This is a genomic window from Mobilisporobacter senegalensis (assembly GCF_003752155.1).
Classification (GTDB): domain Bacteria; phylum Bacillota; class Clostridia; order Lachnospirales; family Lachnospiraceae; genus Mobilisporobacter; species Mobilisporobacter senegalensis.
Window position 1 is genome coordinate 183,850 of sequence record NZ_RJVG01000007.1, and the last position, 22,615, is coordinate 206,464.

The following is a 22,615-nucleotide window of genomic DNA, read 5'->3' on the forward strand; positions in this document are numbered from 1 at the left end:
TATGAATACAACTTTAAAAAAATTATTTAATCTTACAGATATAAGATACCCATGGCTGCTATTAATATCCATGTGCGCCTTTATTTTTTCATTATATTACGATAAAAATCATACCAATATTTCATTGGCATATCAATGGATGACCTATGGCTTTACCATTATTTCTGCCACAGTTTGGAGTATCTTAAATTACATTGCCCATATTAAAATAAGTGCAAATTATAAAAAATACGATAATATTGACACTTATGTTGAAAATCTTTTAATAAGTAAAGAAGAAAAACTAGAATTGAAAGGTTATTTAGAAGACTATTCTTCCGATCTCATATCACAAGGCAAAACCAAAGAAGAATCAATTCAAACTGCAATTAATCAATTTAGAGTCCAGGAATTTACTTCATTATCCAAGAACAGCAGCCTTTTTAATCTGCCGATTCACTACTATTTAATAGGATATAGTTTACTAAGTATCACTGTGGCCACTCTATTAGAATTTATGCCAATGATATTAAAACAAAGCCCTTTTCTTTTTTCAGCTATACAATTTATGCTGATTTCATATTGTATTGGATTTACCGGCTCATTCTTTCTTTATAAACTACTGGATTCAATTATATCAAAGAAAACAAATAATGACCGCTAATTATATAAGATTGTGAGGAATATATTATGGAAAATTGGATTATAAATTTAATGGAACGCTTTGGTTATCTTGGAACATTCCTTTTAATTATGATAGAGAATATCTTTCCACCTATCCCCTCTGAGGTCATACTTACCTTCAGTGGTTTTATGACTACCACAACGGAAATGACTGTCCTGGGAGTAATTTTATATGCCACGGCAGGATCTGTTGCCGGTGCTGTCATACTTTATGGTATTGGTCGTATATTTAACGTTGAGATGTTAGAAAAAATAATAAATCGCTGGGGGCATATTCTACGAATTAAAGTAAGTGATATTGAAAAAGCAGATTCCTGGTTTCAAAAATATGGGTATCGAACAATCTTCTTTTGCAGAATGATTCCTTTAATTCGCAGCCTGATTTCTATTCCTGCCGGTATGGCAAATATGAAATTTAATTTGTTTCTGCTTTACACTACTTTAGGCACTTTCATCTGGAATACATTACTCATTTTTGCCGGTGCAGCATTAGGGGAATCATGGGGCACCATCCTTAATTATATGGATGTATATTCTCATATTACTTACGCAATACTTGGAGTTTTATGTGTTATCATCGTTTGTTTATGGTATTTTAAAAGATCGAGAAAAATATCCTGATAAAAAGAGCTGTTTAGAATGACCGCCTTATTGGTTCATTTCAAACAGCTCTCTTAACTACATAATTAAATGTAAACCTCCTCCAATAATTCCGGAAATGGCCATTACAGAGATAGGATTCATTTTGAATTTACGTAATAAAAATATTCCTAATATGAATACTCCTACAGATATAAAATCTAATTTACTGATTTCAAGACTAAATCCATTTTCATTCCAAAAAGATACGATTAAAATTTCAAGTCCGGCAGATGCAATTAATGCCACAATAGCTGGACGTAATATACCCAGTACTTCTTTCATTAGAGGAATGTCCGGATATTTAAAGTATATATATGCTAATATGGAAACTATGATACAAGACGGCAGGATGCACCCTAAGGTCGCAGTAATGGCTCCTGGTAATCCTGCAATTCTTATCCCTACAAATGTGGCTGAATTGATAGCAATGGGTCCTGGCGTCATCTGGGATATGGTAATCAGATCAGTAAATTCTGCTATGGTAAGCCATCCATGATTTTGTACAACCTGATCTTGAATCAATGGTAATGCAGCATATCCACCACCAATACTAAAGAGACCTACCTGAAAAAAACTAAAAAATAATTCAAGATATATCATTCCCTGTTCTCCTCCTCTTTTGAAGTAAAACTTTCATAATCCCAATAAAGATACATCCAAGAATGATATACATCACATTTATATTTAGTAAATAAGTAGCTATAAATGCTCCAATCATGATAAATATCGATAATATATTCTTTTCTTTCCTAATATCCTGCCCCATTTGAAGAACCACATCTGCTATTATTGCAGCCACACCTGCCTGCATCCCTTTTAAGACTGCATTTACTATGATGTTATCACGAAAAGCTGTATAAAATAAAGAAAGGATCGAAAGAATGATTAATGGAGGAAGGATCGTACCAAGTATGGATACCGCTGCTCCTAATATTCCGGCCAATTTATATCCTAATAATATGGATAGATTCACTGCGATCGGCCCTGGTGCCGATTGAGCGATAGCAGTCTCATTTAGCATCTCATTTTCATCGATCCATTTTAGTTCATCCACGAATTTCTTCTTCATCAAAGTAATGATTACATAACCACCGCCAAACGTAAAGGCACTTAGATAAAAGGTTGATATAAATATTGATTTTAGTAATTGTTTTTTCTCACTCATTAAATCCCTGATTTCTTTATAATTTTATTGTTCTCATGTTTTCTCAATTTAAATTCTGTATGATAGAGTATCATGCACATATATTTAAATGGTATGCATATAATTTTCTGCTTCATACCAGGGCACTGTAAAGGACGTTCCCTTTGCACAAAATACAGACCAGGAAGTATTCACCGTATCTTTTTCTTTCTCATATCCAATCTGCTCAATGACTTCTTTCTCATTCTCACAAATATCATAGCCGTCAAACATAAAACTTATGCTTCCTTTCCCTTTGGTGAATGAAATAAGTGTAACACTGTAGTCCACAAAGGTTTCTACCGGGCCTCTTCTAATCCCTGCCTGATTGCCCGGTAGGTAGCTTCCCTAAAATCTCCGCCCTCCGTATGTTTTATATGGGCACGTCCATCCTGAAGAACGATATTTATATCTGTAATGGAAGATCCTGTTAAAATACCTTTATGTTCTTTTTCAAATATATGTGTTTCAATGAGGTGTTGATAGTTTAATGCCAGATTATCTACATGGCATTCACTTGCAAATGTCATTCCTATACCCCTGGGATTAGGTTCTAATCTTAATTGAACTTCTGCATAATGTCTTAATGGTTCAAAATGCCCGTAACCAATCACAGCAGATTTAATTGTTTCTTTATATTGCACCTGTGGCTTTTCAAAAGAAACCAGGATGCCGAACCTCTTATGAATAGTTTCTTCTAATACTTCCAGCTGGATTTTCCCCATGACCTGGACCAATATATCCTTATTCTCTTCCTGCAAGGATACAGACAACATAGGATCTTCTGCCTCCAATAAGCGAATCTTTTCTAAACATTTCGTTATATCTGTACTGTCCAGTATTTTTATTCTGGACTGCAGGGCTGATGTCAAATAATATTTCTCATTCATATTACTCCATACATTTCCGGTTTCTAATATAGATCCACAAGTTGGAGTTTTTAAACCTGCAACTGCAAAAATATCTCCTGCTGCAATGATATTTGATCTCTCAAATTTACTTCCATTATAAATTCGAATTTCATTTACTTTTTCCTTATAAGTTTCTCCATCTCTTTCAAATATAAATTCATCTTTCACTTGTAATTTCCCCGAATAAGCTTTCACAAAAGTCAACCGGTTTCCACTATCATCATGACGAATTTTAAATATTCTTCCAGAAAAAGTATTTCTTATTTGTTCTTCATAATCAGTATGGGATAGACTAGAGAATAATTCCATAAAAAGATCAATGCCAATATTTTTTAACGCTGACCCGCATGTGACAGGAAAACATTCCTGCTTTTTTACAAGTTCAATCAAGGTCTTTTGCAAAGCAGATTTTGTATAATTATTATCAAGATAACTTACCATAAAAGTTTCATCCCGTTCTGCCACAAATTCAGCAATCGCTATTTGATCCAAATCCAAACTATACAGATGAAGGCAATCTTTTGTTAACTTATCTTGGATATCCCATAGAATATTCTCCAGAGAGAAACCTTCTACATCACATTTATTAATAAAGAAAAATGCTGGTATTTTATAAGCCTTCAATAATCGGAATAAAGTTGTCGTATGAGCTTGTACTCCTGAGCTTCCACTAATTAATAAAACAGCATAATCCAAGGAAGATATAACACGTTCCGTTTCTCCGGAGAAATCCACATGTCCAGGGGTATCAATCAAGTAATAGGTATCCCCTTTATATGTAAATACTCCCTGATCAGCAAATATAGTGATCCCTCTGTTCTGTTCTATCGTATCCGTATCAAAAAATGAGGTTTTATTATCCACTCTTCCAAGATTTCTTATACTTCCCGTATGATAAAGTAATTGTTCAGAAAATGTAGTTTTACCTGCATCTACATGGGCTAATATACCAATTGTTTTTTTCATATTATATCTCCTGATTTTTAAAAAACTACAAATTTTTATAATTATTGATTACTTTCATAATAACAATATTTTCATTAAATAACAATGTCTGCATTAAGTCGGCTTAATTGATTTTATTTTTAACGTATGAAAAAGAAATTTTTAGAAATAATACATAAAAAATACATTAAAGGAAGTGATATGTAATTATGATCAACAGTATACTTGCTGCTACTACAAAGAGAGTTGCCCAGTCTACCAGTCCTAATGTAAATGCATGTATCAGAAATAAAACGATACAATGCTTAAATCTTTATAAGGACTGTAGTAAGGAATTAATATCAGAACGTATCAAAAAACTGGATTATGAATGGGATTCTGAAAGAGTCCAGGAAGCAAAAGCTGGCTTTTGTATTCTTATGTGTTCTTTGCTTGGATTAAAAACAAGAAAATGCTGGTTTCTGGCTACCGCTGTCATTGGATTATTTCTTCTGCAGAATGCTTTAATGGGATGGTGTCCTTCCGTTCCTTTCCTGCGAAAAGCTGGTATTCGCACCTCAGAAGAGATTAACAATGAAAGAATTGTATTAAAAATGTTGCGTGGAGATTTTGAGCAAAGCAATGGTAATAAAGATATTCCAGAAATGTTACTGAGGGCAGAAAAATGACCAAAAGAAGCGGCAAACCGCTTCTTTTGGTCACTTTCTTACTTATTTTCCACTAATTGAACTTCTATACCATTTGGATCTTTGATAAAGAAAAACCTGACGTGGGGATTGGGAGAGAATGGCTCCCTATATATTGAAATCCCCTTTTCCTTTACATAATTCAATGTTTCATCTAGAGACTCTACTTCAATACCAATAGATAATCCTTTTGCATTAATAGGGACTTCGCTATTTCTATCATATAGTAATTCAATTTTAGGTTTATCTTCTTCTCCTAACATTACTATTTCCATATCAGGTCCTCCATGTCTTGTACAAATGGGTAATCCTAATATCTCATGATAAAATTTCAAAGACTCTTCCATATCAGCCACTCTTAATGTAATCCAGCAAAAATTCATATTAATTCTCCTTTTATTTGATTCATTCATCAGGTAATTGGGAAACTCCAAAGCTTTGAATATTCTTAGTTTCCCAATTACCCAGTTTCATTTATTATAACACTTTAAATTAATTAATATAATATGTTTTTACACTCTTTCCAAAGTAATAATATAATTAAAGATTATAGATTATACTAATAAGAATAGAAAAAACTGCCATACGAGGTATATGATGAATTATATAGTATTTGACTTAGAGTTTAATCAGGATATTACTTCTTTGAAGGAATATTATAAAGATAAATCACGGTTCCCTTTTGAAATCATACAAATAGGTGCATTAAAACTGGATATTGATTACAAGACAATTGCTACATTCAATCACTTAATAAAACCGGTCATTTATACTAATATTGCCGGATTTATTACTGAATTAACCGGTATAACTATGAAGGAGCTGGAAAAAGAGAAATCATTCCCTGTAGTATTTAAAGAATTCCTTGATTTTATTGGACAGGAAGAATGTATTCTTTGTACCTGGGGAACTTCGGATATGAAGGAACTCTATCGTAACATCTCCTATCATCAAATAGATCATAAAAATGTACCTGATAGGTATATTAATATACAACCCTTTACTTCTCTACATGTTGGTATTTCTAAAAAAGAACTGTTAAGTTTGGAAAATGCAGTATCAATTCTGGATATACCAACAACTTATAAATTTCATGATGCCCTTTCTGATGCCTATTACACCGCAGAAATATTCAAAAAAGTATATCACCCATTGATCTTGCCAAATCGTTATGATCCAAACTTTGTGCCAATAAAACCAAGACCTAAAAAAATAACCATTGATTTTTATGGACTAATAAAGCAATTTGAAAAAATGTATGGTCGGGAAATGAATTCAGAGGAACAGGAAATGATTAAACTGGCATATAAAATGGGTAGAACAAACCAATTTGCAAAAACATTATAAAAGTTATATTTATATATTGACTTAGAGTTCACTCTAACTGTTATGATATATCCAGTGAAACTGAATTCAGATGAAGTTTGAACCACAACTGAATTTAGGGCTTCACTTATAGCTGTGACACTCTCCTTTTAGAAACTAGAGCGTTACAGATGGCAGTTATCAAATAATATCATGAAATGAATAAGGAGGTTTTTATGAATCAATTTAATTATTACATGCCAACAAGAATCCTTTTTGGAAAAGGACAATTAAACAATTTACATGAGCAAAAACTCCCGGGCAGGAAGGCTCTTATCGTTATATCTTCCGGTAAATCCACCAGATCCAACGGCTATCTTGAACGTGTGGAAAAAGAACTGGATAAAGCCAACATAGAACATATTGTATTTGATAAAATATTACCAAATCCAATCAAAAGCCATGTAATGGAGGGTGCTGCATGTGCCAGGGAAAATGGCTGTGATTTCATCCTTGGCCTTGGAGGAGGAAGCAGTATCGATTCTGCAAAAGCAATTGCAGTTATGGCTACGAATCCAGGTGATTACTGGGATTATATCTCTGGGGGAACTGGAAAAGGGCAGCCTGTTCCAAACAAACCTCTTCCTATTGTTGCAATCACTACGACTGCCGGTACTGGTACAGAAGCAGATCCCTGGACTGTAACCACCAAAGAGGAAACCATGGAAAAAATCGGGTTCGGTTATGATGATACTTTTCCTTACCTCTCTATTGTTGATCCTGATTTAATGCTGACAGTACCTGATGATCTTACTGCTTATCAGGGATTTGATGCCCTATTCCATAGCACGGAAGGTTATATTAATCGTTATGCAAATGAAGTAAGTGATATGTTTGCGTTAAAAGCAATTGAATTAATCGGAAGAAACCTGGCAAAAGCTGTGAAAGATGGAAATGATGAAGATGCAAGAGCAAAAATAGCCTTAGGAAACACTCTGGCTGGTATTGTAGAAACCACATCAGGGTGTACTTCTGAACATTCTATGGAACATGCCATGAGCGCTTATCAGCCTAAATTACCACACGGTGCCGGTCTTATTATGATAAGTAAAGCTTATTATGAACATTTTGTTCATAGTGGTGCATGTGATGATAAAATGATAGCAATGGCGAAGGCAATGGGGAAAGAAAATGCTGCAAGACCAATGGACTTTGTAGATGCCCTGACTGATCTACAACGTGCATGCGGGGTTGCAGATTTAAAAATGTCCGATTATAATATACGAAGAGAAGAACTTCCACAATATGTAGCAAAAGCAAGAGATACTATGGGTGGTTTATTTGAAGTCGATCCAGTGGATATTTCTGATGCAGATGCCCTAAAAATTATGGAAGCTTCCTTTAAATAAAAAATAAATCAAGCTGACTTGATTTTCCTTAGCTTAGGAGGCAAATATGACATATACTATTAGTCAGGTAGCAGAAAAAACAGGATTAACAACATATACATTAAGATATTATGATAAAGAAGGTCTCATGCCTTTTGTAGATCGTACTCCTACTGGAATCCGGAAATTTAAAGATGATGATTTTGAATGGTTAGGGGTCATCACTTGTCTTAAAAACACTGGTATGCCCATAAAAGAAATTCGTGATTTTATTGGGTGGTGTATGCAAGGTGATTCATCCTTAAAAAAACGTCTTGAATTATTTAAAGAACATCAAAGGCATGTAGAAAAACAGATTGCTGAATTAGAACGTTATAAAAAAAAGATAGATCATAAAGTATGGTATTACGAAACAGCTGTTGCTGCGGGTACGGAATCCATCCATAAAAATGGTTGTGAATTGCCAGAGGATGAATTGTAAATTACTCTTCAAATCCTAAAATAAAAAAGAGACTGGAAATGGAACAGTCTCTTTTTTATTTCAAGTATAATACTCTTATGCCTCAGCAATATTCATTAAATGGTCTGCAATACGTTCTAAATCTGTTAACATCTCATCATATACGATACCAGTTTCAAAATCACAATCACCTTTTGCCATTCTGTCAATATGATTTTCTTTAAACTTAGTCGTATAATTATCGACCTGCTCTTCTAACATATAGACTTTTTCATGTCTTTCGCCATGTGTTAAATTCTTATCCATTGCTATACCAAACATATTTAGAACTGTTTTTTTCATTAGATTTAGCTCCTCCAGTCCTTTTGATGAGAAGATAAATTTACGTTCCTGACAATGTTGAACATGTTCTGCTATATTTTGGGTGTGGTCTGCAATTCTCTCTAAATTGTTGGTTATAATATAAAAATGATTTAATTGTGCCGCTGAACTTTCTGCCAAAGGCATTGAATTTGTCTTTACTATACTTTTTATAATTTCTCTATGCAGGAAGTTTATGATCTCTTCCTGATAATTAACTTTTCCTAACATATTCTTATCAGGATTATTGAATTCAGACATAGCTAATTCCAGATTATTTTTTGATAAACTTATCATACGGTTAAGCTCAGCTTCTACATTAGCAATGGAAATATTAGAGTCTAAGAATTTCCCTGTTTCAATAAATTCAAGTTTCATTCCATCTTCTACACTATCTTCTCCTTTAATTATTAAAGTAGATAATTTAGCCAATTGGTTGCTAAAAGGTAATAAAAGAAGTGTTACAGATAAATTAAAGACCGTATGAAGATTTGCTATTTGTTTCACTACATCACCTGGTGCTAATGCAATCATCCATTCGTCCAAAGGCAGCATAAAGCTCACAACGACAAATATGATTGTTCCAATAACGTTAAATAACACATGACAAGTTGCTACTCTTTTTGCATTTTTATTAGTACCTATGGAAGAAAGCAATGATGTAATACATGTACCAATATTCTGCCCAAATACAACATACATAGCGCCATCAATACCAAGCAGTCCCTGTGCCGCCAGTGCTTGCAATATACCAACGCTAGCAGAAGAACTTTGAATAAGACTGGTAAAAACAGTACCTGCTAAAATTCCCATGAATGGATTGCTAAAATTAGTCATAAATTGTCTGAATTCTGGTATATCACGTAGAGGTGACATGGCATCACTCATAGATCCCATACCGATAAATAACATCCCCAGGCCCACCAAAATTTGACCGATATAATTTGTTTTCTTCTTTTTGGAGAATAAAACAAAGATGATACCAAGAAATGCAATAACTGGCGCTATTAATTTAATATCCAAAGCAATCAACTGAGCGGTTACGGTTGTACCAATATTGGCACCCATAATCACCCCTACCGCCTGAGTTAAGTTCATTAACTTAGCATTCACAAAACCAACCAGCATTACTGTTGTTGCAGATGAGCTCTGAATAATTGCAGTAGTAACCAAGCCGACCAGCATCCCCATAAAACGGTTGGTAGTCAGTTTTTCTAAAATCCTCTTTAATTGATTGCCTGCTACTAATTCAAGTCCTTCCCCCATTATATGCATACCATATAAAAATAAGGCTAATCCCCCAAGTAAAAGAAAGATATCGGTAATCTTCATTTGTATAAAACCTCCACGTTTTTATTCATAAGTTTAATCACACAATTTTTATTGTAATCGACAAATCATCGTATAGCAATAAATATTTTTAAAAATACACTGAAATATTACTATTTTTTATAGCTCATATTATAAATCTGCGTATTTTTGTTGGGAATATTCTGCTGAATATTGCAAAAAATATATATATCTTAAGAAAAAGGAGAGATATATAATGTTTAGCAATAAAAATATTTTATATAGACAGATTGATGATTCAAAATGAATAGGGAGGTTCTATGAAAGATTTATATATTGAAACAAAATCAGGTAATATACCAATTGAGAAAGATATTATTGAAAAACATGACTTAAAAAAAGGTACCTTCTCTCCGTTCACAGGTGAGCGTATTGTTGGCAGGAATGGTGATTTTTGTCCTGAACCGGCAAAAAGCGAAGCTCCATTAGACAACCTGGTCCATCGGGATGATGGTTTGGATGAAATGGAGAACGGCATGGCTCTCTCAACTTCAGAAATACTTGATTTTGCACAAGGCAGCGATAATTCAATGGAATAATATATTACTATTAATTTGGACTGATAGTGAATACGAAAGCAGATAAGACTATTAAAGTTGAACCTGTAAATGAAAGAAAGGTATCCTGAGGTTATACCCCAGGATACCTTTTTTAAATAAATAATTTATTTTTCACTATATTCAGCAGAAGACCATTTATCCTTTCTCATTTCACCAGTCTCATTATCTTTCCCAAATACGGCTCTGGCACTTTCTGCCTGTGGATCATGTTTAATGTGTTTGGAATGAAATGTGCCATCTTCCTTTTTCTTATTCTTTGTACTTTTCATCTTATTATCTGTCATATGAATACCTCCAATATTTTTCCTATAAGGCAAACTATAGAAATTGCTTTAGTTCTTTCATATTATTTTCTTCAAACTTAAGCAATCTATCCATTAGCCCGACAATATCATTTTGGCCATCCTTATATTTTTTGAGATTTTTAATTGCATCTATAATCCCCATATTGCTTCCTATAATCAACATCTCGGCTATATGTGAAGTAGATTTATCCGTTAAGGTCTGGATATTTATCATCATATACGTTCTAAGCTTTTCCAGAGCACTGATACCCTTCTCATCGTAACCATTTTCATTTAATTTGCCCATAGCCAGTTGATTGATCTCTTGATATTCATTTAATTGGTCCCTAAGATGCTTCTTGAAATTAGTATCTTCAACAATATCTAATAGTTGATTAATAGTGTTTACTCCCATTTGAGAGTTTTGGAATATAAAATTTAGCAATTCTGCATTTCCATTCACAATATCGCCTCCTAATAGATATTGTCTCCGAAAAATACAACTACATTCGTAAATAAAATTAATTTTCTTGTCTTAATTTACGAATGTTTCTGATTTTTTCTAACCAGGCTTTATCTAATAACCCGGGAAAGAAACGGTTTAATCGCCATGCAAAGGCCACATTCTTTGGAAAAATGATAATATCTTTATTCTTTATGATCCCATTTAATATAATTGAGGTAGCTTCTTTGGTATCCATGGCCTTTACTGGTAAACTTGCAACCATTTTTTCATTTGGGACTTTTGCTACTTCCATATTTCTATAGATATCTGTTTGAACATGCCCTGGACATATTGCACTGACCTTTACTCCTAAATCAGCTCCTTCATAACGTAAGGATAAAGATAAGCCAATCACAGCATGCTTACTTGCACAATATGGAGAATTTCCTGGCTGTGGCATTAAACCTGTTGCAGACGATGTATTAATAATATGTCCAAATCCCTGCTTTGCCATAACCTGATATGCATAAAGAGATCCATATAAAACACCATAATAATTAATATCCATTACTTTTTTCCACTGTTCCAGCTTAATATCTCTTGCATCTCCTCCAATTGCAATACCTGCATTATTGAATATATAATCTATACGGCCATATCCCGTTTCAATTTCTTCTATAAGCTTTTTTACTTCGATTTCTGAAGATACATCCACACGTTTATATTCTGCTTTTCCCCCATTCTTTTCAATTCCCTCTGCTACCTTTTTTCCATTCTCTTCATTAATATCTGCAACTATAACCTTTGCTCCTGCGTTTGCCATCTCTTCACAGATAGATCTTCCAATTCCTGCTCCTCCACCAGTAACTATTGCAATTTTATCTTTAAATTGTTTCATAATCATATCCTCCTTTTATTTTTGAACGATTGGTCAAACTTATATATTAAAAAAACTATTTTTATAATAGTTTTTTTAAACCTTTATCGAGTGATTCATGAATAGACTTTAAAATATCATGATCAAAACCTGTCAAATAGTTAGAAAATGCATTGGAAGCCATAGAAATGAACTGACTCCGAAAATCTTCCTCACTTATATTATTATTTTTAATCCACATGTCACCCAAAAGCATGTAACTGATAATAGGAGCCAATCCAAAGAAAAAAGCAAACGATTCAAACTGCTCTAAATTTTCTTTTTTTTCTTTAAAGGACTCCAAATGGAATATATTTTCCGGTGATATGGTTTCTATTATATTCATTAAATTTCTTTTTCTTTCGTTATCTTTTAGCATTTCTAATAAAAGGATACGAATGATATTTTTATTATTAAATAAAAATGAAAATCCACTTTCCATAGATTTCTTGATCTTTTCATCTTCCGTAAGATCACTTGAAATAATCTTATTTTTTTCTTCCATTGTTGAGGCCAGATAATTTGAGAACAATTCTTCTAAGATTTTGTCCTTACTTTCAAAATAATAATATAATAATGATTTCGTAATATCTGCTTCTTTGGCTATTTGAGAAATACTGGTGCCATCATATCCGTTTTCAGCGAATAATTTTTCAGATGCTTTTAAAATAGAATCTTTCACTTCATAATTTTTATTTCCTTTATACATAATTTACTCCTTATTTTTTTGACCGTTCGTTCAAATCTTATCATCTTTTCTAATTACTGTCAAGCTATCTGAATTTAAATTAAAAATGTAAAATGCACTTGATATTTTATGTAAAGGGTACTATACTATAAATGTAAAGTGAACTATACAATATTTATTAAGGATGTGATTATTTGCAAAATCGGATACAGGAATTAAGAAAGGCGAAAAAAATAACCCAAAGTGATTTGGCCGATGCGGTAGAAGTAACCAGACAGACCATTATTTCGCTGGAAAATGGCAAGTACAATGCTTCTCTAATACTTGCACATAAGATTGCACAATTTTTTAATATGTCCATTGAAGAGATTTTCATTTTTGATTTAGAGGAGGAAAATATATGCTGGTAAATTTATTAACCAATACGAAAGCAGCAACAAATGAAGAATATAAAAAGGTAATAAAACAAAAAATAAAAGTATTTATATTCATTATGATTTTAGGTATTGTAACTTTTGCATTTGCCATTATCAATGAACTGACAAATATCATATCTAAAGATGATTTTATGAGTGGAGTATATAATGGAATAGGGTCCGGTCTCATAGGAGTTAGTATCGCATTAATTATTAAGAATAAAAAATTGTTAAAAGATGAATCTGCACTTAAGAAAAGCCGTTTATACAGCCAGGATGAAAGAAATATTTTCATACAGCAAAAAGCAATGAGGTGTGCTTCAATCATGGTACTTGTCTTTTCTTATGTTGGTATGCTGGTAGCCGGTTTATACAGTAAAGCTGTTTTTTACTGCTTTTGGGGAGTAACAATGCTATTTTTATTCTCTTATATAATTTTTATATTTTACTTTAATAAAAAATTATAATCCCAATAATAATAATCCGGGTGTCGTAAGATCATACGATACCCGGATTATTATTATTTTAAAATTCCTTATATACATGTTTAAACTTTCCGCTCTGGGGATGCCTCCTCGGTTCAAGGTCCGACAAATAAATTTCTGGGGATACTTCATTTTGTAATAAATATTTTTCTAATTTATCTTTTGCCTTTTCAAAACTTAATAATTTATTATCTCCAATTAACCTAAGCTCCAATTTATTATTTTCATGTAATACTAATTGGAACTGCTTTATTTCATGAACTTCTTTTAATATGGCATAGAAAGCAAGGGGCGCTAATTTAACATCCTTTTGATCACTTATATGTTTAAAAATTAAAATCTCATCCGTTCTTCCCTCTATCTCGATCCAAGGAGATAGATTCCCACATTCACACCCTTCCTTATGCAATATGATCCTGTCGGTTATCTCATATCGAATGAACGGCTGAGTAAAATTTGATAGATTTGTAAGCAGCCATTTATCTGCTCTTTCCCCATCTCCTATCGGGTTATTATCTTTATCAACTGGTTCCACAATGATCCAGTCATCATTCACATGAAAATGCTGCCCCAAACATTCACCATATTTGCGATATGACTCCATCTTTTTATCCATACTATCAAAGATCAGTTGATAAAAATCAGTTGCTGAAATTTCTTCTTCTGGTTTTGCTAATCGCTTTAAACAGTACTCCAAAAGATAAATATAAAAATTTTTTTACTTCCAAAAACTTCTAAATAATATATTTCACCTCTTTATTTGAAAATAATCTTTCAATCTCTTTTGTGAAAAATTGTTTTATCTCTTCTATGATTTCCTTTGGATAAACATATTTTCCATATCCAAACTGTCCATATTTAAATTTACGTTCTTCCTCATTCATAGGTAATTTCGTTTCTGGAAAAACTTGAAGAATTCTGTTTTTCGCTATTGTCGTATAACGATGGGATATCACTTCGAATGTTACCGGATATTTTAAATCGTCTGTAAGTTTATTACTTAAATTCAATAATAAATCATGATATTCTTCTTTCCAATCAGGATAAATAAATACAGGTGCTATCAGAAATCCTATAGGATATCCTGCCTTTGCAACCTTTATACCAGCTTCAATTCTTTTATCCCGGGATGCAGTTCCATGTTCATATTCATCAATAATAGAAGAAGTATTAATACTAAAACGAATCTCTGTATGACCATTATGTTCCAGATTTAATAAGGTATCTACATCATTATATTTTGTTACAAAACGAAATCTTCCATATGGATTTTCTCCAAAGAATACTATTGCTTTCTCTAAGGAATGAGTGTAAGGCTCAACGGGAACCGGATCAGATGTGGCAGCCCCTTCAAAAATTGTAATCTCAGGTATCCTTTCTTCAATATATTTCTCAGCCTGATTAAGGATTTCATCAATGTTTGCATGAACCTTTATAAAAGGTTTGTCTCCCAGCATAGTATTTAGATAACAGTATTGGCACTGTCCCATACATCCAGAGACTAAAGGCAGCTGATAATGGGCAGAAGGTTTGCATGTCTGGAATTTTAAACTTTTCTTTGCCCCAATCACTAATGTTTTCTTACCCTCTTTGTACTGGGCAGATAGATCCTCTCCGGGAATATGCTGTTTTAATTTATTTGATGTTAAATTTATAATTTCTATCTTTCTCTCATCCTGAAACTTATGATAGATTTCCTTAGCCATATCATGCTCTAGTACATCTTTTTCAAATATAATTCTTTTTGGTGAAAACATAATAATATAAATAAAACAGCGAAAACAGGCTGTATTATCTACTCCTTTCTTAAAATAATAAAGTATATACACCTAGTTTTCGCCAATATAGAAATTTAATACTATTTAACGGAATGAATTTTTCCTTTATTTTTTCTTCTTTTTTGCTTCTAACTTTTCTTCTGCCAGTTTCTTATTCTCGTCTACTCTAAATTCAACAATCTTTTTTATTAATTCATAAGGAATTGGCTTATTAAGGGGAAATTGTACAGAACCTTTCGCTCCTTTATATTCAGACAATTCATGTTCAAAAGCTTCGATTCCACTGGGAGCCGGATAAAAGCCAATATGATTTTTATAGGCTGCAAAATGTACAAGATTTCCGTAAAGCACGAAGGTCGGCATAGCCCAGCTTATCTTCTCCTGTGCCTCAGGTGCAGCCTCTTTAATAACTTGTCTTACCTTATTCAAGATCTCCTGAATTTCTGGTGGAAACTCCAGAATATATTCTTCAATTGAATTGATTTTCTTCTCATCCATATTTTATCCTCCATTTTATCGTTCTGACATAGCATGAATATTAGATATATTTTATCATAATTCAGCTATAATTCAAATCATATCTGAATCAGGTTTCATTTTATGATATCCTTTTTCACCATAGGGTTGTAATTTCTCCAACCAGTTTTCTTCCATTTGCTTTAGCTCCCATTTTGTATCTGTATCTTCTTTCACCTCTTTTTCCTCAATTACCTCATAAATAAATCCTTCTTCACCAAGTTCATTCCAATCTTTTTGTAGCTCAAAATTTGCATGTCTTCCCATATTTAACTGCATCCTGAGGGTGAACCAGCGGTTCTTCAAATTAGGATAAGTAGTTATGAATACTTTACCATTTATTGTATTGGTAATCTTAATGACTCCCATATATACTTTTATCTCCTTATACTGCTCTATTAATTCCTTACGTCTTTGCTTATCCATTGTTAACTCCTTTCATTAAATGAAACTTAATTTGCTGTGTATTTCCAGGTTATAAATATCTGGCTATGATTTGTACTAATTTTGTGGGAAACTCTTTCAAATCAGTAATATCTAAAAACCTTTCATTTCCATAAATATCACTGATAATATCCTTATCCTGACCTATTGCAGCTGCAAGAAATGTGATACCTTTCCGTTCGTATTCAGCAATTGTACTTTGCATATCTAAAATCGCTGTTTTACCAGTATAATCTTTCATCGCTTTTGGCTGGCCATCACTTATACTAATAAGCAGCTTCGTCCTTCTGTTAGAAGTAATTAAGCGCTCTGCAATAATTTTTAGAGCCATACCGTCTCGATTATTGCTTCTGCCACGGATCCCCATGAAGCGATATGGATCAGATGGGTCTTTTTTCTCATAGTCTGCATAAGCAAAAACAGACATTTGTTCAAGTTTAGAGACATCTGCCGTATCCCCATATATCAAAACAGGAATATCACATATTTCGCAAAATTCATATACAGCTATTACTGCCCGTTTTGCTGCCTCCAGTCTGCCAAACGCTGACATGGATGCTGATTCATCTATTCGTAAACCAACTACAAGAGAAGGTTCTTCTGAGGGAGGACGCTTTTTAGAAAAATTCCTAAAATCCTGATAAACAACATGGTCTGCTTGAAATTTACTGCCATAATAATGATTTCGTGTAAAATCATTGGTGACTTCATGCTCTAGTAAAGGCAATGTTTTTCTGGCAATCTCCCTTACAACCGGCATTAGTTCATTCCTTACTTTCTTGTATTCCAGTTCATATTCAGGATTATATTCAGGACGATGGACAAGGATTTTTACTCCCTTATGGACAGACTTTTTTGCAAGTTCCCTGGCAAAATGATTTAATTCCTTTCGAAATTCTTGTTCCTTTTGTTTTTCATTCTCTTTTTGCTTCTTTATCCCTTTCTTATTCTCTGGATTTGCCTGGTGGTATTGAGGCGAGCCATATTCTCCTGAATCTGAACTTTCCATACCTCCAGAGGTCTCCAAAAGTTCAGCTGTACTCTCTTCACTATTGGCTGATCTTCTAAGGGCGATTGCTTTGTCGTCTAATTCCCTATCCCTGTCTATATTAAAGTTTTCAATATTTCCCCATGTCCGGATTTCTATCGATTCAGAATTCTGTTTTTTTTTATCTTCTGCTTCTTTTTGTATTTCCTGTGTAACGTCCTCAAGACTCTTTATTAAATCCTTAGTTGCTAATCCTTCTTCTAAAATCTTAATTTCTTCTTCATCTGTAGTAATTTTATATATTACTTTTTGATAAAGAGAGTGATATATATCTTCCCCATTCCCAATTGAATTTGCCCAATATAAAAGAGAGCGCATGCCTGCCACACCTTTTATTCCATTTGCCTTTGCTGTTTTGTCTAAAAGGACAATTATGTCTGCTAAAATGTTTAATACCTTTATATTACTATAATTCGTTTTTCCAATGGTTCGTTCTATCATAACTTCTTTGGCTGGCAGATCCATCTTCTCCGCATGTTGGATTCTATCCCTTAATGCTTCATTAAGCGGTCTGCAGCCGGTATAATTTCGGTTCGTTGTTATTACAACAATAAAATCTGGGTGTCTGTGGACCACTTCCGTTGGCAGGTTAATACTGCCATCCAACTCTAAGGCAGAGTTGAGAACCATTAAAACTGCTGCATCACGAATCACTGTTGGCTCTTGTATTTCCAGCAGGTAGCCATTGCGAAATGCCCGGATAATTTCAGATGGATAAAATCGGTATGCAGGTTGTTCCCCTGTTTCCTTATCATCGATCACAGGCAGTATAGAGCCAAGCACATCTGATTTGTCCATATCTGCAAAACAAGTGATTTTCGTATAAGGTATTCCTAAATGGGCAGACATTGCCTTAGCGACCTCCGTTTTTCCGGAACCGGCGTCTCCCTCTATGAGAATGTTAGAAACCTTCATTTCTGGATTATGCCAATTATTCTTTATTTCTTTACAGATACGTATTTCTTCTTCTGTAATTCGATGGGAGGATGGAAGCTTTATTACACAGGCTTTTTCATCTGCTGTTAATGTGCGGGAAAGAGTCAGCCGGAATTCTCCTAAAGACTTGTTACTTATTCTTCTATTATTCATTTGATTCATCACTTTTACTCCTTAATTAACTTATGCTTCTAATACTGTCTGTTTTATATCTTTCATTTAGTATCATTAATATTCGATTAGTAATTCAGTAATTTAGTAAATTAGTATTAATACACCAGATAATATCACTAACTGTTTGTTTTGTCAATTAGTAATTTAGTAAATTACTAATTGAAGAAGCGACTTCTCACTTTATGGCTGAACTGTAACAACTCATTATTGTTCATATAGGACGAGATGCTCGAACAAGGTTGACTTTTCTATTAACAAAAAAAGGGTGTTATACGTTATGTATAACAACCTTTTTTCTTCAAATTATCTGCGGTGTCCGTAGCCCATCTCAATTAAAAGATTTGCAAGTACATGTAATCTCTCTGCCATTAATTCATCATCACGGCTTAAGGCTTCTGAAAATAATTTAATATCTTCATCAATCATTGGATTATCCGTATCTATTTCTACTGTCATTGCATCTCCCTGCAATCCAACCCTGTCTATTACCGTATTATTCTCATCGTAAAGTTTTGGATACCGATATGCATCTTGAAAATGCTGTTTTCCCTTACAGATTAAAATTGCCATGTCAATGATTCTATGCATAGGCAATTCCTCTGATTGACGGGACCATTTTTCTCCTGTATAACGCCAAACTTTAGCAGAAATATCAACTTTTCCGCGATCATTCCATTGGGCAAGTCCAAGGGAGAGGCCCTTGGCATCTGATTTATAGGCTTGTCTTCCGTCTACATTTTCATAATTTTCAACAACCACTACTGGCTTATGTTTTAGGGAAGTTGGGATTTTCATTATAATTCCTCCTTAATATCTTATATAAGATTTCTGAATTGATATTTATGTGAATCTTTCCTATATTTATTATTTAATATTTTAAAAGCAACAAATTTTAATACTAAAAATAATCAAATTACTAAATTACTTATTTACTAATTTAGAATATTATCATAAATATTATATAAAGTCAATGAAGGAATCAGAAATAAACTCCGATAGATCATTTTCATAAGTAATTTTTAATTTATGCATTGCCCTCGTACAAGCAACATAAAGCAGATTACGGTCCATTTCCGTATAATAATTTTCTTTGTTCACTTGTGGAATGATAACTTCATCAAATTCAAGCCCCTTCGCCATATGAATAGAAGTAATGATGATACCCTCAATAAATTCCTTATCCGAGAAGCCAAGTAGCTTAATTGCTGTATTTACCCCTCCTAAAAGATGGTATAGGTCATTTGCCTGATGCTGGCTTTTACACAGAATTGCTATAGATACTTTTTCTCTCCCTTTTTCTTCCTTTACTTTCTTTTTTAAAAATTCAATCTCTTCTTTCCTTGTTTGAAAACCGGTTACTGATACCTTTTCCCCATGCCGTTCTACTGGTAGAACACTGATCCATGGCTGAATCTTTCTGGAAAACTCCACGATCTCATAGGTAGAGCGATAACTTCTCTTTAATTCCACACATTTCCCATCAGGAAATATATAACTGATTTTTTCCATTGATGTAGAACTATGAGGATTAACATTTTGGTATCTATCCCCCATGATCGTTAATTTACATTGAAACAATCTCTTAATAACCCCATATTGGACTGGTGTATAATCCTGCATTTCATCAATTAATAGATGGCGAACGTAACCATACTTCATTTCCATTCCTTCCACATGGAGCATGACATATATAAGAGGAAATACATCACAATATTCTAGTTTCTTCTTTTTCTTGTACAAATGTTCTAATTCAATATATTGAAAAAAATTCTGATAAATCTGTAATGAATTCTTAAAAGGAAACATTTCCTCTATTTGTCTTCTTATACTGGTTCCAAAACTCGCCTTCCATATCCCTTCTTCTTCCCGAATCATAGATTTTATCTTGTAAATCAGATCATTTATCAATTTGTCAATTCTTTTTAAGATCGGCACACTCTTACTTCCAGCAAAACGAGATTCTATCTCATCCTTTTTCACGATATATCCACTACATTCTAAATCCTTCCCCTGAAAAAATTCTGTTTCTAAAATATTTAAATACTTATCGAGTTTCTCTAAAAAAGCAATTTCCGACTTTTCCTTGATTCTTTTCACATTATCTGGATCATTCCCTTGCAAAATCTCCTCTACCTGCTCTGCAAAAGTTTGAAAAACTATTTTATCTCCTAATATCTCTCCTGCAAGTTCTTCAAACTCCATCTCTGGGATATTCTCCTCCCCTAATTCAGGCAGCACACCAGAGATATAATCAGCAAATACCTTATTGGGTGAAATAATCATAATATCATCTGAGGTTATCTCCTCTTTGAATCTGTATAATAAAAAGGCAACTCTGTGCATTGCTATGGAACTTTTACCAGAACCGGCGACCCCCTGGATAATCATGATATTGGTATCTTCATCACGAATAATTATATTTTGTTCTCTCTGAATCGTTGCCACAATATTCTTCATTTTTTCATCCGTAGACTGGCTTAATTCTTTCTGCAGCACTTCATCTCCAATATTTAAGGAACTTTCTAACATATATTCCAGCTTTCCGTCTTTTATCCTGTATTGGCGCTTTCTTATTATCTCACCATCGATTCTGCCAATGGGTGCCTCATAAAATGCCTGTCCCAATTCAAAGTCATAAAACATACTGGATACAGGTGCTCTCCAATCATAAATAAGTGGTTCTGCATATTGATTCTCAGAAAAAGAATGAATTCCTATATAATATTTTGTCCCATCCTTATTATCTTCTTCCTGTCTGCATTTAAAATCGATTCTTCCAAAATACGGGGATTTCTTTGATTTTAGCAACCTCTCTCTTTCCTTTTTTGCCTTCTCTCCAAATTCGATTGCCTCAGTGACTGCTATTCGATTCGCTGCTTTTTCAGCAAAATCTAATTCTGCAATATTCTCCCATATATACTTTTTAACATTGCTGACGTCACTTGCTGTATTGATAATCTGCATATGGACTTTTTTATATGCACATTCAAGTTTCTTTCTAACTTCCTTAAGATATATCTTCTCTTGTTGTTCTATTTTATTCATGAAATATCACTCCTTCCTTACCCAAGTCTATCAGCAAATCAAAAAAATACTAGACTTATAATAGGTGGTATGATACCATACTGTATTAGTACGGCCCCGAGTTTAATTGGGGTTTTTTTACATCTCAAATTCTTTCCCGTTAAGATGTGTTTTTTATAGATAAAAACAGCCCTGCTTAAGTTATCAACTTAAGCAAGGCTTAACATTATCTGATAAAATTCATGAATGTTTTATTTTCTCTTTCATTTTCTTTTACTTTATCTTTTCCGTTTTTGACAAGTTCTAATAACCATGCCATGTTTTTTCCAAGGACACGCATAATCTGCATACCTTCATCATCCTGGGCTGTTTCCCCTGGAGCTGCTCCATAAGCTACATTCCAGTAATTGGATGTTGGCATGAGCATTTCTGAATAATTAAGGAAATTATTTAATTGGTCAAAGGTTGGAACACCTCCTGATCTTCTTACTGCAACAACACTAGCCCCTACTTTGTGCCGGAATAACCCCTTGTTTACAGATGCCACATAGAAGGCACGATCCAGGAATGATTTCATGGTTCCTGGAATCGCAGAATAGTGGGTAGGAGCGCCAAGGATAATTCCATCCGCTTCTTTCATCTTTTGAATCCATTCATTTACGGGGTCTTTGCTATTTGAACATTTTTCATCCATTGATCTTGCACACCCACCACATGCCAGACACCCTTGAATTAATTTATTACCTACATGAATGATTTCTACTTCAATATTGTCTTTTCCTAATTCTTCTGCTACTACTTTAATTGCTTCATATGTATTTCCATTCTTTCTTGGGCTTCCGTTAAATGCTACTACTTTCATATTTCATTCCTCCATTTTTATTATAAGTTCATTATATGATTCATATATTTAAGAAACAAGTACGCACTTTTTAGTAAGTCACCTTACTGTTTGGTAAGATACCTTATCTAGCATTTTCATATTAAGATTGACTTTAATAATAAAAT

At 33.4% G+C, this 22,615-nt stretch carries 27 protein-coding genes; 9 read left to right on the forward strand and 18 right to left on the reverse strand.

What is annotated here, in order from left to right:
• Window position 1: 1 nt before the first annotated feature.
• Together EDD66_RS12615 and EDD66_RS12620 are read left to right on the forward strand one after the other, a co-directional pair.
• On the forward strand, window positions 2-643 hold the full coding sequence (locus EDD66_RS12615; RefSeq protein ID WP_123609949.1) for a hypothetical protein: 642 nt from the start codon (window positions 2-4) through the stop codon (window positions 641-643).
• 26 nt (window positions 644-669) lie between these two features.
• Window positions 670-1,284: a DedA family protein gene (locus EDD66_RS12620; RefSeq protein WP_123609950.1), complete on the forward strand. Its 615-nt coding sequence runs from the start codon at window positions 670-672 to the stop codon at window positions 1,282-1,284.
• 57 nt (window positions 1,285-1,341) lie between these two features.
• Here EDD66_RS12620 and EDD66_RS12625 read toward each other — a convergent pair whose 3' ends face one another.
• The 4 genes from EDD66_RS12625 to EDD66_RS12635 form a co-directional block, all read right to left on the reverse strand.
• Window positions 1,342-1,905, reverse strand: coding sequence for a chromate transporter (locus EDD66_RS12625; RefSeq protein WP_123609951.1), 564 nt, complete (start codon window positions 1,903-1,905; stop codon window positions 1,342-1,344).
• Complete coding sequence (locus EDD66_RS12630; protein WP_123609952.1) at window positions 1,892-2,470, reverse strand: chromate transporter; 579 nt, start codon at window positions 2,468-2,470, stop codon at window positions 1,892-1,894. Before EDD66_RS12630 ends, EDD66_RS12625 begins: the two co-directional genes overlap by 14 nt.
• A gap of 84 nt (window positions 2,471-2,554) precedes the next feature.
• The gene (locus tag EDD66_RS18905) at window positions 2,555-2,722 is read right to left on the reverse strand and encodes a hypothetical protein (RefSeq protein WP_330511177.1); all 168 of its coding nucleotides are present in this window, start codon (window positions 2,720-2,722) and stop codon (window positions 2,555-2,557) included.
• Window positions 2,723-2,787: 65 nt separating this feature from the next.
• On the reverse strand, window positions 2,788-4,365 hold the full coding sequence (locus EDD66_RS12635) for a GTP-binding protein (protein WP_330511178.1): 1,578 nt from the start codon (window positions 4,363-4,365) through the stop codon (window positions 2,788-2,790).
• Window positions 4,366-4,553: 188 nt separating this feature from the next.
• On the opposite strand from EDD66_RS12635, the gene EDD66_RS12640 reads away from it, so the two are divergent.
• Window positions 4,554-5,012, forward strand: a complete 459-nt coding sequence (locus tag EDD66_RS12640; protein ID WP_123609953.1) for a YgaP family membrane protein — start codon at window positions 4,554-4,556, stop codon at window positions 5,010-5,012.
• Between the two features lie 38 nt (window positions 5,013-5,050).
• Here EDD66_RS12640 and EDD66_RS12645 read toward each other — a convergent pair whose 3' ends face one another.
• Window positions 5,051-5,413 (reverse strand): VOC family protein, encoded by a 363-nt coding sequence (locus EDD66_RS12645; RefSeq protein WP_123609954.1) that lies wholly within the window; start codon window positions 5,411-5,413, stop codon window positions 5,051-5,053.
• A gap of 214 nt (window positions 5,414-5,627) precedes the next feature.
• On the opposite strand from EDD66_RS12645, the gene EDD66_RS12650 reads away from it, so the two are divergent.
• From EDD66_RS12650 to EDD66_RS12660, 3 genes are all read left to right on the forward strand, one after another.
• Window positions 5,628-6,377, forward strand: coding sequence for a 3'-5' exonuclease (locus EDD66_RS12650; protein ID WP_123609955.1), 750 nt, complete (start codon window positions 5,628-5,630; stop codon window positions 6,375-6,377).
• Window positions 6,378-6,571: 194 nt separating this feature from the next.
• Window positions 6,572-7,744, forward strand: a complete 1,173-nt coding sequence (locus tag EDD66_RS12655) for an iron-containing alcohol dehydrogenase (RefSeq protein WP_123609956.1) — start codon at window positions 6,572-6,574, stop codon at window positions 7,742-7,744.
• 46 nt (window positions 7,745-7,790) lie between these two features.
• A complete protein-coding gene (locus EDD66_RS12660; protein ID WP_123609957.1) occupies window positions 7,791-8,204 on the forward strand; it encodes a MerR family transcriptional regulator in 414 nt (137 codons plus the stop codon).
• 75 nt (window positions 8,205-8,279) lie between these two features.
• On the opposite strand, the gene EDD66_RS12665 is transcribed toward EDD66_RS12660, so the two are convergent.
• A complete protein-coding gene (locus tag EDD66_RS12665; RefSeq protein ID WP_123609958.1) occupies window positions 8,280-9,875 on the reverse strand; it encodes a Na/Pi cotransporter family protein in 1,596 nt (531 codons plus the stop codon).
• Window positions 9,876-10,153: 278 nt separating this feature from the next.
• Between EDD66_RS12665 and EDD66_RS12670 the strand changes: the two genes are divergently transcribed.
• Window positions 10,154-10,432 (forward strand): hypothetical protein, encoded by a 279-nt coding sequence (locus EDD66_RS12670; protein ID WP_123609959.1) that lies wholly within the window; start codon window positions 10,154-10,156, stop codon window positions 10,430-10,432.
• Between the two features lie 125 nt (window positions 10,433-10,557).
• Here the strand turns inward: EDD66_RS12670 and EDD66_RS12675 are convergent, their stop codons facing one another.
• The 4 genes from EDD66_RS12675 to EDD66_RS12690 all read right to left on the reverse strand — a co-directional run bounded on the left by EDD66_RS12675 (window position 10,558) and on the right by EDD66_RS12690 (window position 12,807).
• Window positions 10,558-10,737 carry a CPC_1213 family protein gene (locus EDD66_RS12675; protein WP_123609960.1) on the reverse strand — a complete coding sequence of 60 codons (180 nt, stop codon included), beginning with the start codon at window positions 10,735-10,737 and terminating at the stop codon, window positions 10,558-10,560.
• A gap of 34 nt (window positions 10,738-10,771) precedes the next feature.
• Complete coding sequence (locus EDD66_RS12680; RefSeq protein ID WP_123609961.1) at window positions 10,772-11,200, reverse strand: hypothetical protein; 429 nt, start codon at window positions 11,198-11,200, stop codon at window positions 10,772-10,774.
• 58 nt (window positions 11,201-11,258) lie between these two features.
• Entirely contained in the window at window positions 11,259-12,080 is an 822-nt protein-coding gene (locus EDD66_RS12685) for an SDR family NAD(P)-dependent oxidoreductase (RefSeq protein ID WP_123609962.1), read from the reverse strand.
• Window positions 12,081-12,141: 61 nt separating this feature from the next.
• On the reverse strand, window positions 12,142-12,807 hold the full coding sequence (locus EDD66_RS12690; RefSeq protein ID WP_123609963.1) for a TetR/AcrR family transcriptional regulator: 666 nt from the start codon (window positions 12,805-12,807) through the stop codon (window positions 12,142-12,144).
• Window positions 12,808-12,980: 173 nt separating this feature from the next.
• Between EDD66_RS12690 and EDD66_RS12695 the strand changes: the two genes are divergently transcribed.
• Complete coding sequence (locus EDD66_RS12695; RefSeq protein ID WP_123609964.1) at window positions 12,981-13,196, forward strand: helix-turn-helix transcriptional regulator; 216 nt, start codon at window positions 12,981-12,983, stop codon at window positions 13,194-13,196.
• Window positions 13,187-13,669 carry a hypothetical protein gene (locus tag EDD66_RS12700; RefSeq protein ID WP_123609965.1) on the forward strand — a complete coding sequence of 161 codons (483 nt, stop codon included), beginning with the start codon at window positions 13,187-13,189 and terminating at the stop codon, window positions 13,667-13,669. The genes EDD66_RS12695 and EDD66_RS12700 overlap by 10 nt, the downstream gene beginning before the upstream one ends.
• Before the next feature lie 58 nt (window positions 13,670-13,727).
• On the opposite strand, the gene EDD66_RS12705 is transcribed toward EDD66_RS12700, so the two are convergent.
• The 8 genes from EDD66_RS12705 to EDD66_RS12740 form a co-directional block, all read right to left on the reverse strand.
• On the reverse strand, window positions 13,728-14,384 hold the full coding sequence (locus EDD66_RS12705) for a phenylacetate--CoA ligase family protein (protein WP_123609966.1): 657 nt from the start codon (window positions 14,382-14,384) through the stop codon (window positions 13,728-13,730).
• A gap of 37 nt (window positions 14,385-14,421) precedes the next feature.
• Window positions 14,422-15,516, reverse strand: coding sequence for a spore photoproduct lyase (gene splB / locus EDD66_RS12710; protein WP_330511181.1), 1,095 nt, complete (start codon window positions 15,514-15,516; stop codon window positions 14,422-14,424).
• Between the two features lie 54 nt (window positions 15,517-15,570).
• Entirely contained in the window at window positions 15,571-15,963 is a 393-nt protein-coding gene (locus tag EDD66_RS12715) for an iron chaperone (RefSeq protein WP_123609967.1), read from the reverse strand.
• 72 nt (window positions 15,964-16,035) lie between these two features.
• Complete coding sequence (locus EDD66_RS12720) at window positions 16,036-16,407, reverse strand: GIY-YIG nuclease family protein (RefSeq protein ID WP_123609968.1); 372 nt, start codon at window positions 16,405-16,407, stop codon at window positions 16,036-16,038.
• A gap of 49 nt (window positions 16,408-16,456) precedes the next feature.
• Complete coding sequence (locus EDD66_RS12725) at window positions 16,457-18,571, reverse strand: AAA family ATPase (RefSeq protein WP_243115353.1); 2,115 nt, start codon at window positions 18,569-18,571, stop codon at window positions 16,457-16,459.
• Between the two features lie 315 nt (window positions 18,572-18,886).
• Window positions 18,887-19,378, reverse strand: a complete 492-nt coding sequence (locus tag EDD66_RS12730) for a DUF6530 family protein (RefSeq protein ID WP_123609969.1) — start codon at window positions 19,376-19,378, stop codon at window positions 18,887-18,889.
• Between the two features lie 162 nt (window positions 19,379-19,540).
• Window positions 19,541-21,628 carry a HelD family protein gene (locus EDD66_RS12735; protein ID WP_123609970.1) on the reverse strand — a complete coding sequence of 696 codons (2,088 nt, stop codon included), beginning with the start codon at window positions 21,626-21,628 and terminating at the stop codon, window positions 19,541-19,543.
• Between the two features lie 205 nt (window positions 21,629-21,833).
• Window positions 21,834-22,469 carry a flavodoxin family protein gene (locus EDD66_RS12740; protein ID WP_123609971.1) on the reverse strand — a complete coding sequence of 212 codons (636 nt, stop codon included), beginning with the start codon at window positions 22,467-22,469 and terminating at the stop codon, window positions 21,834-21,836.
• Window positions 22,470-22,615: the final 146 nt, after the last annotated feature.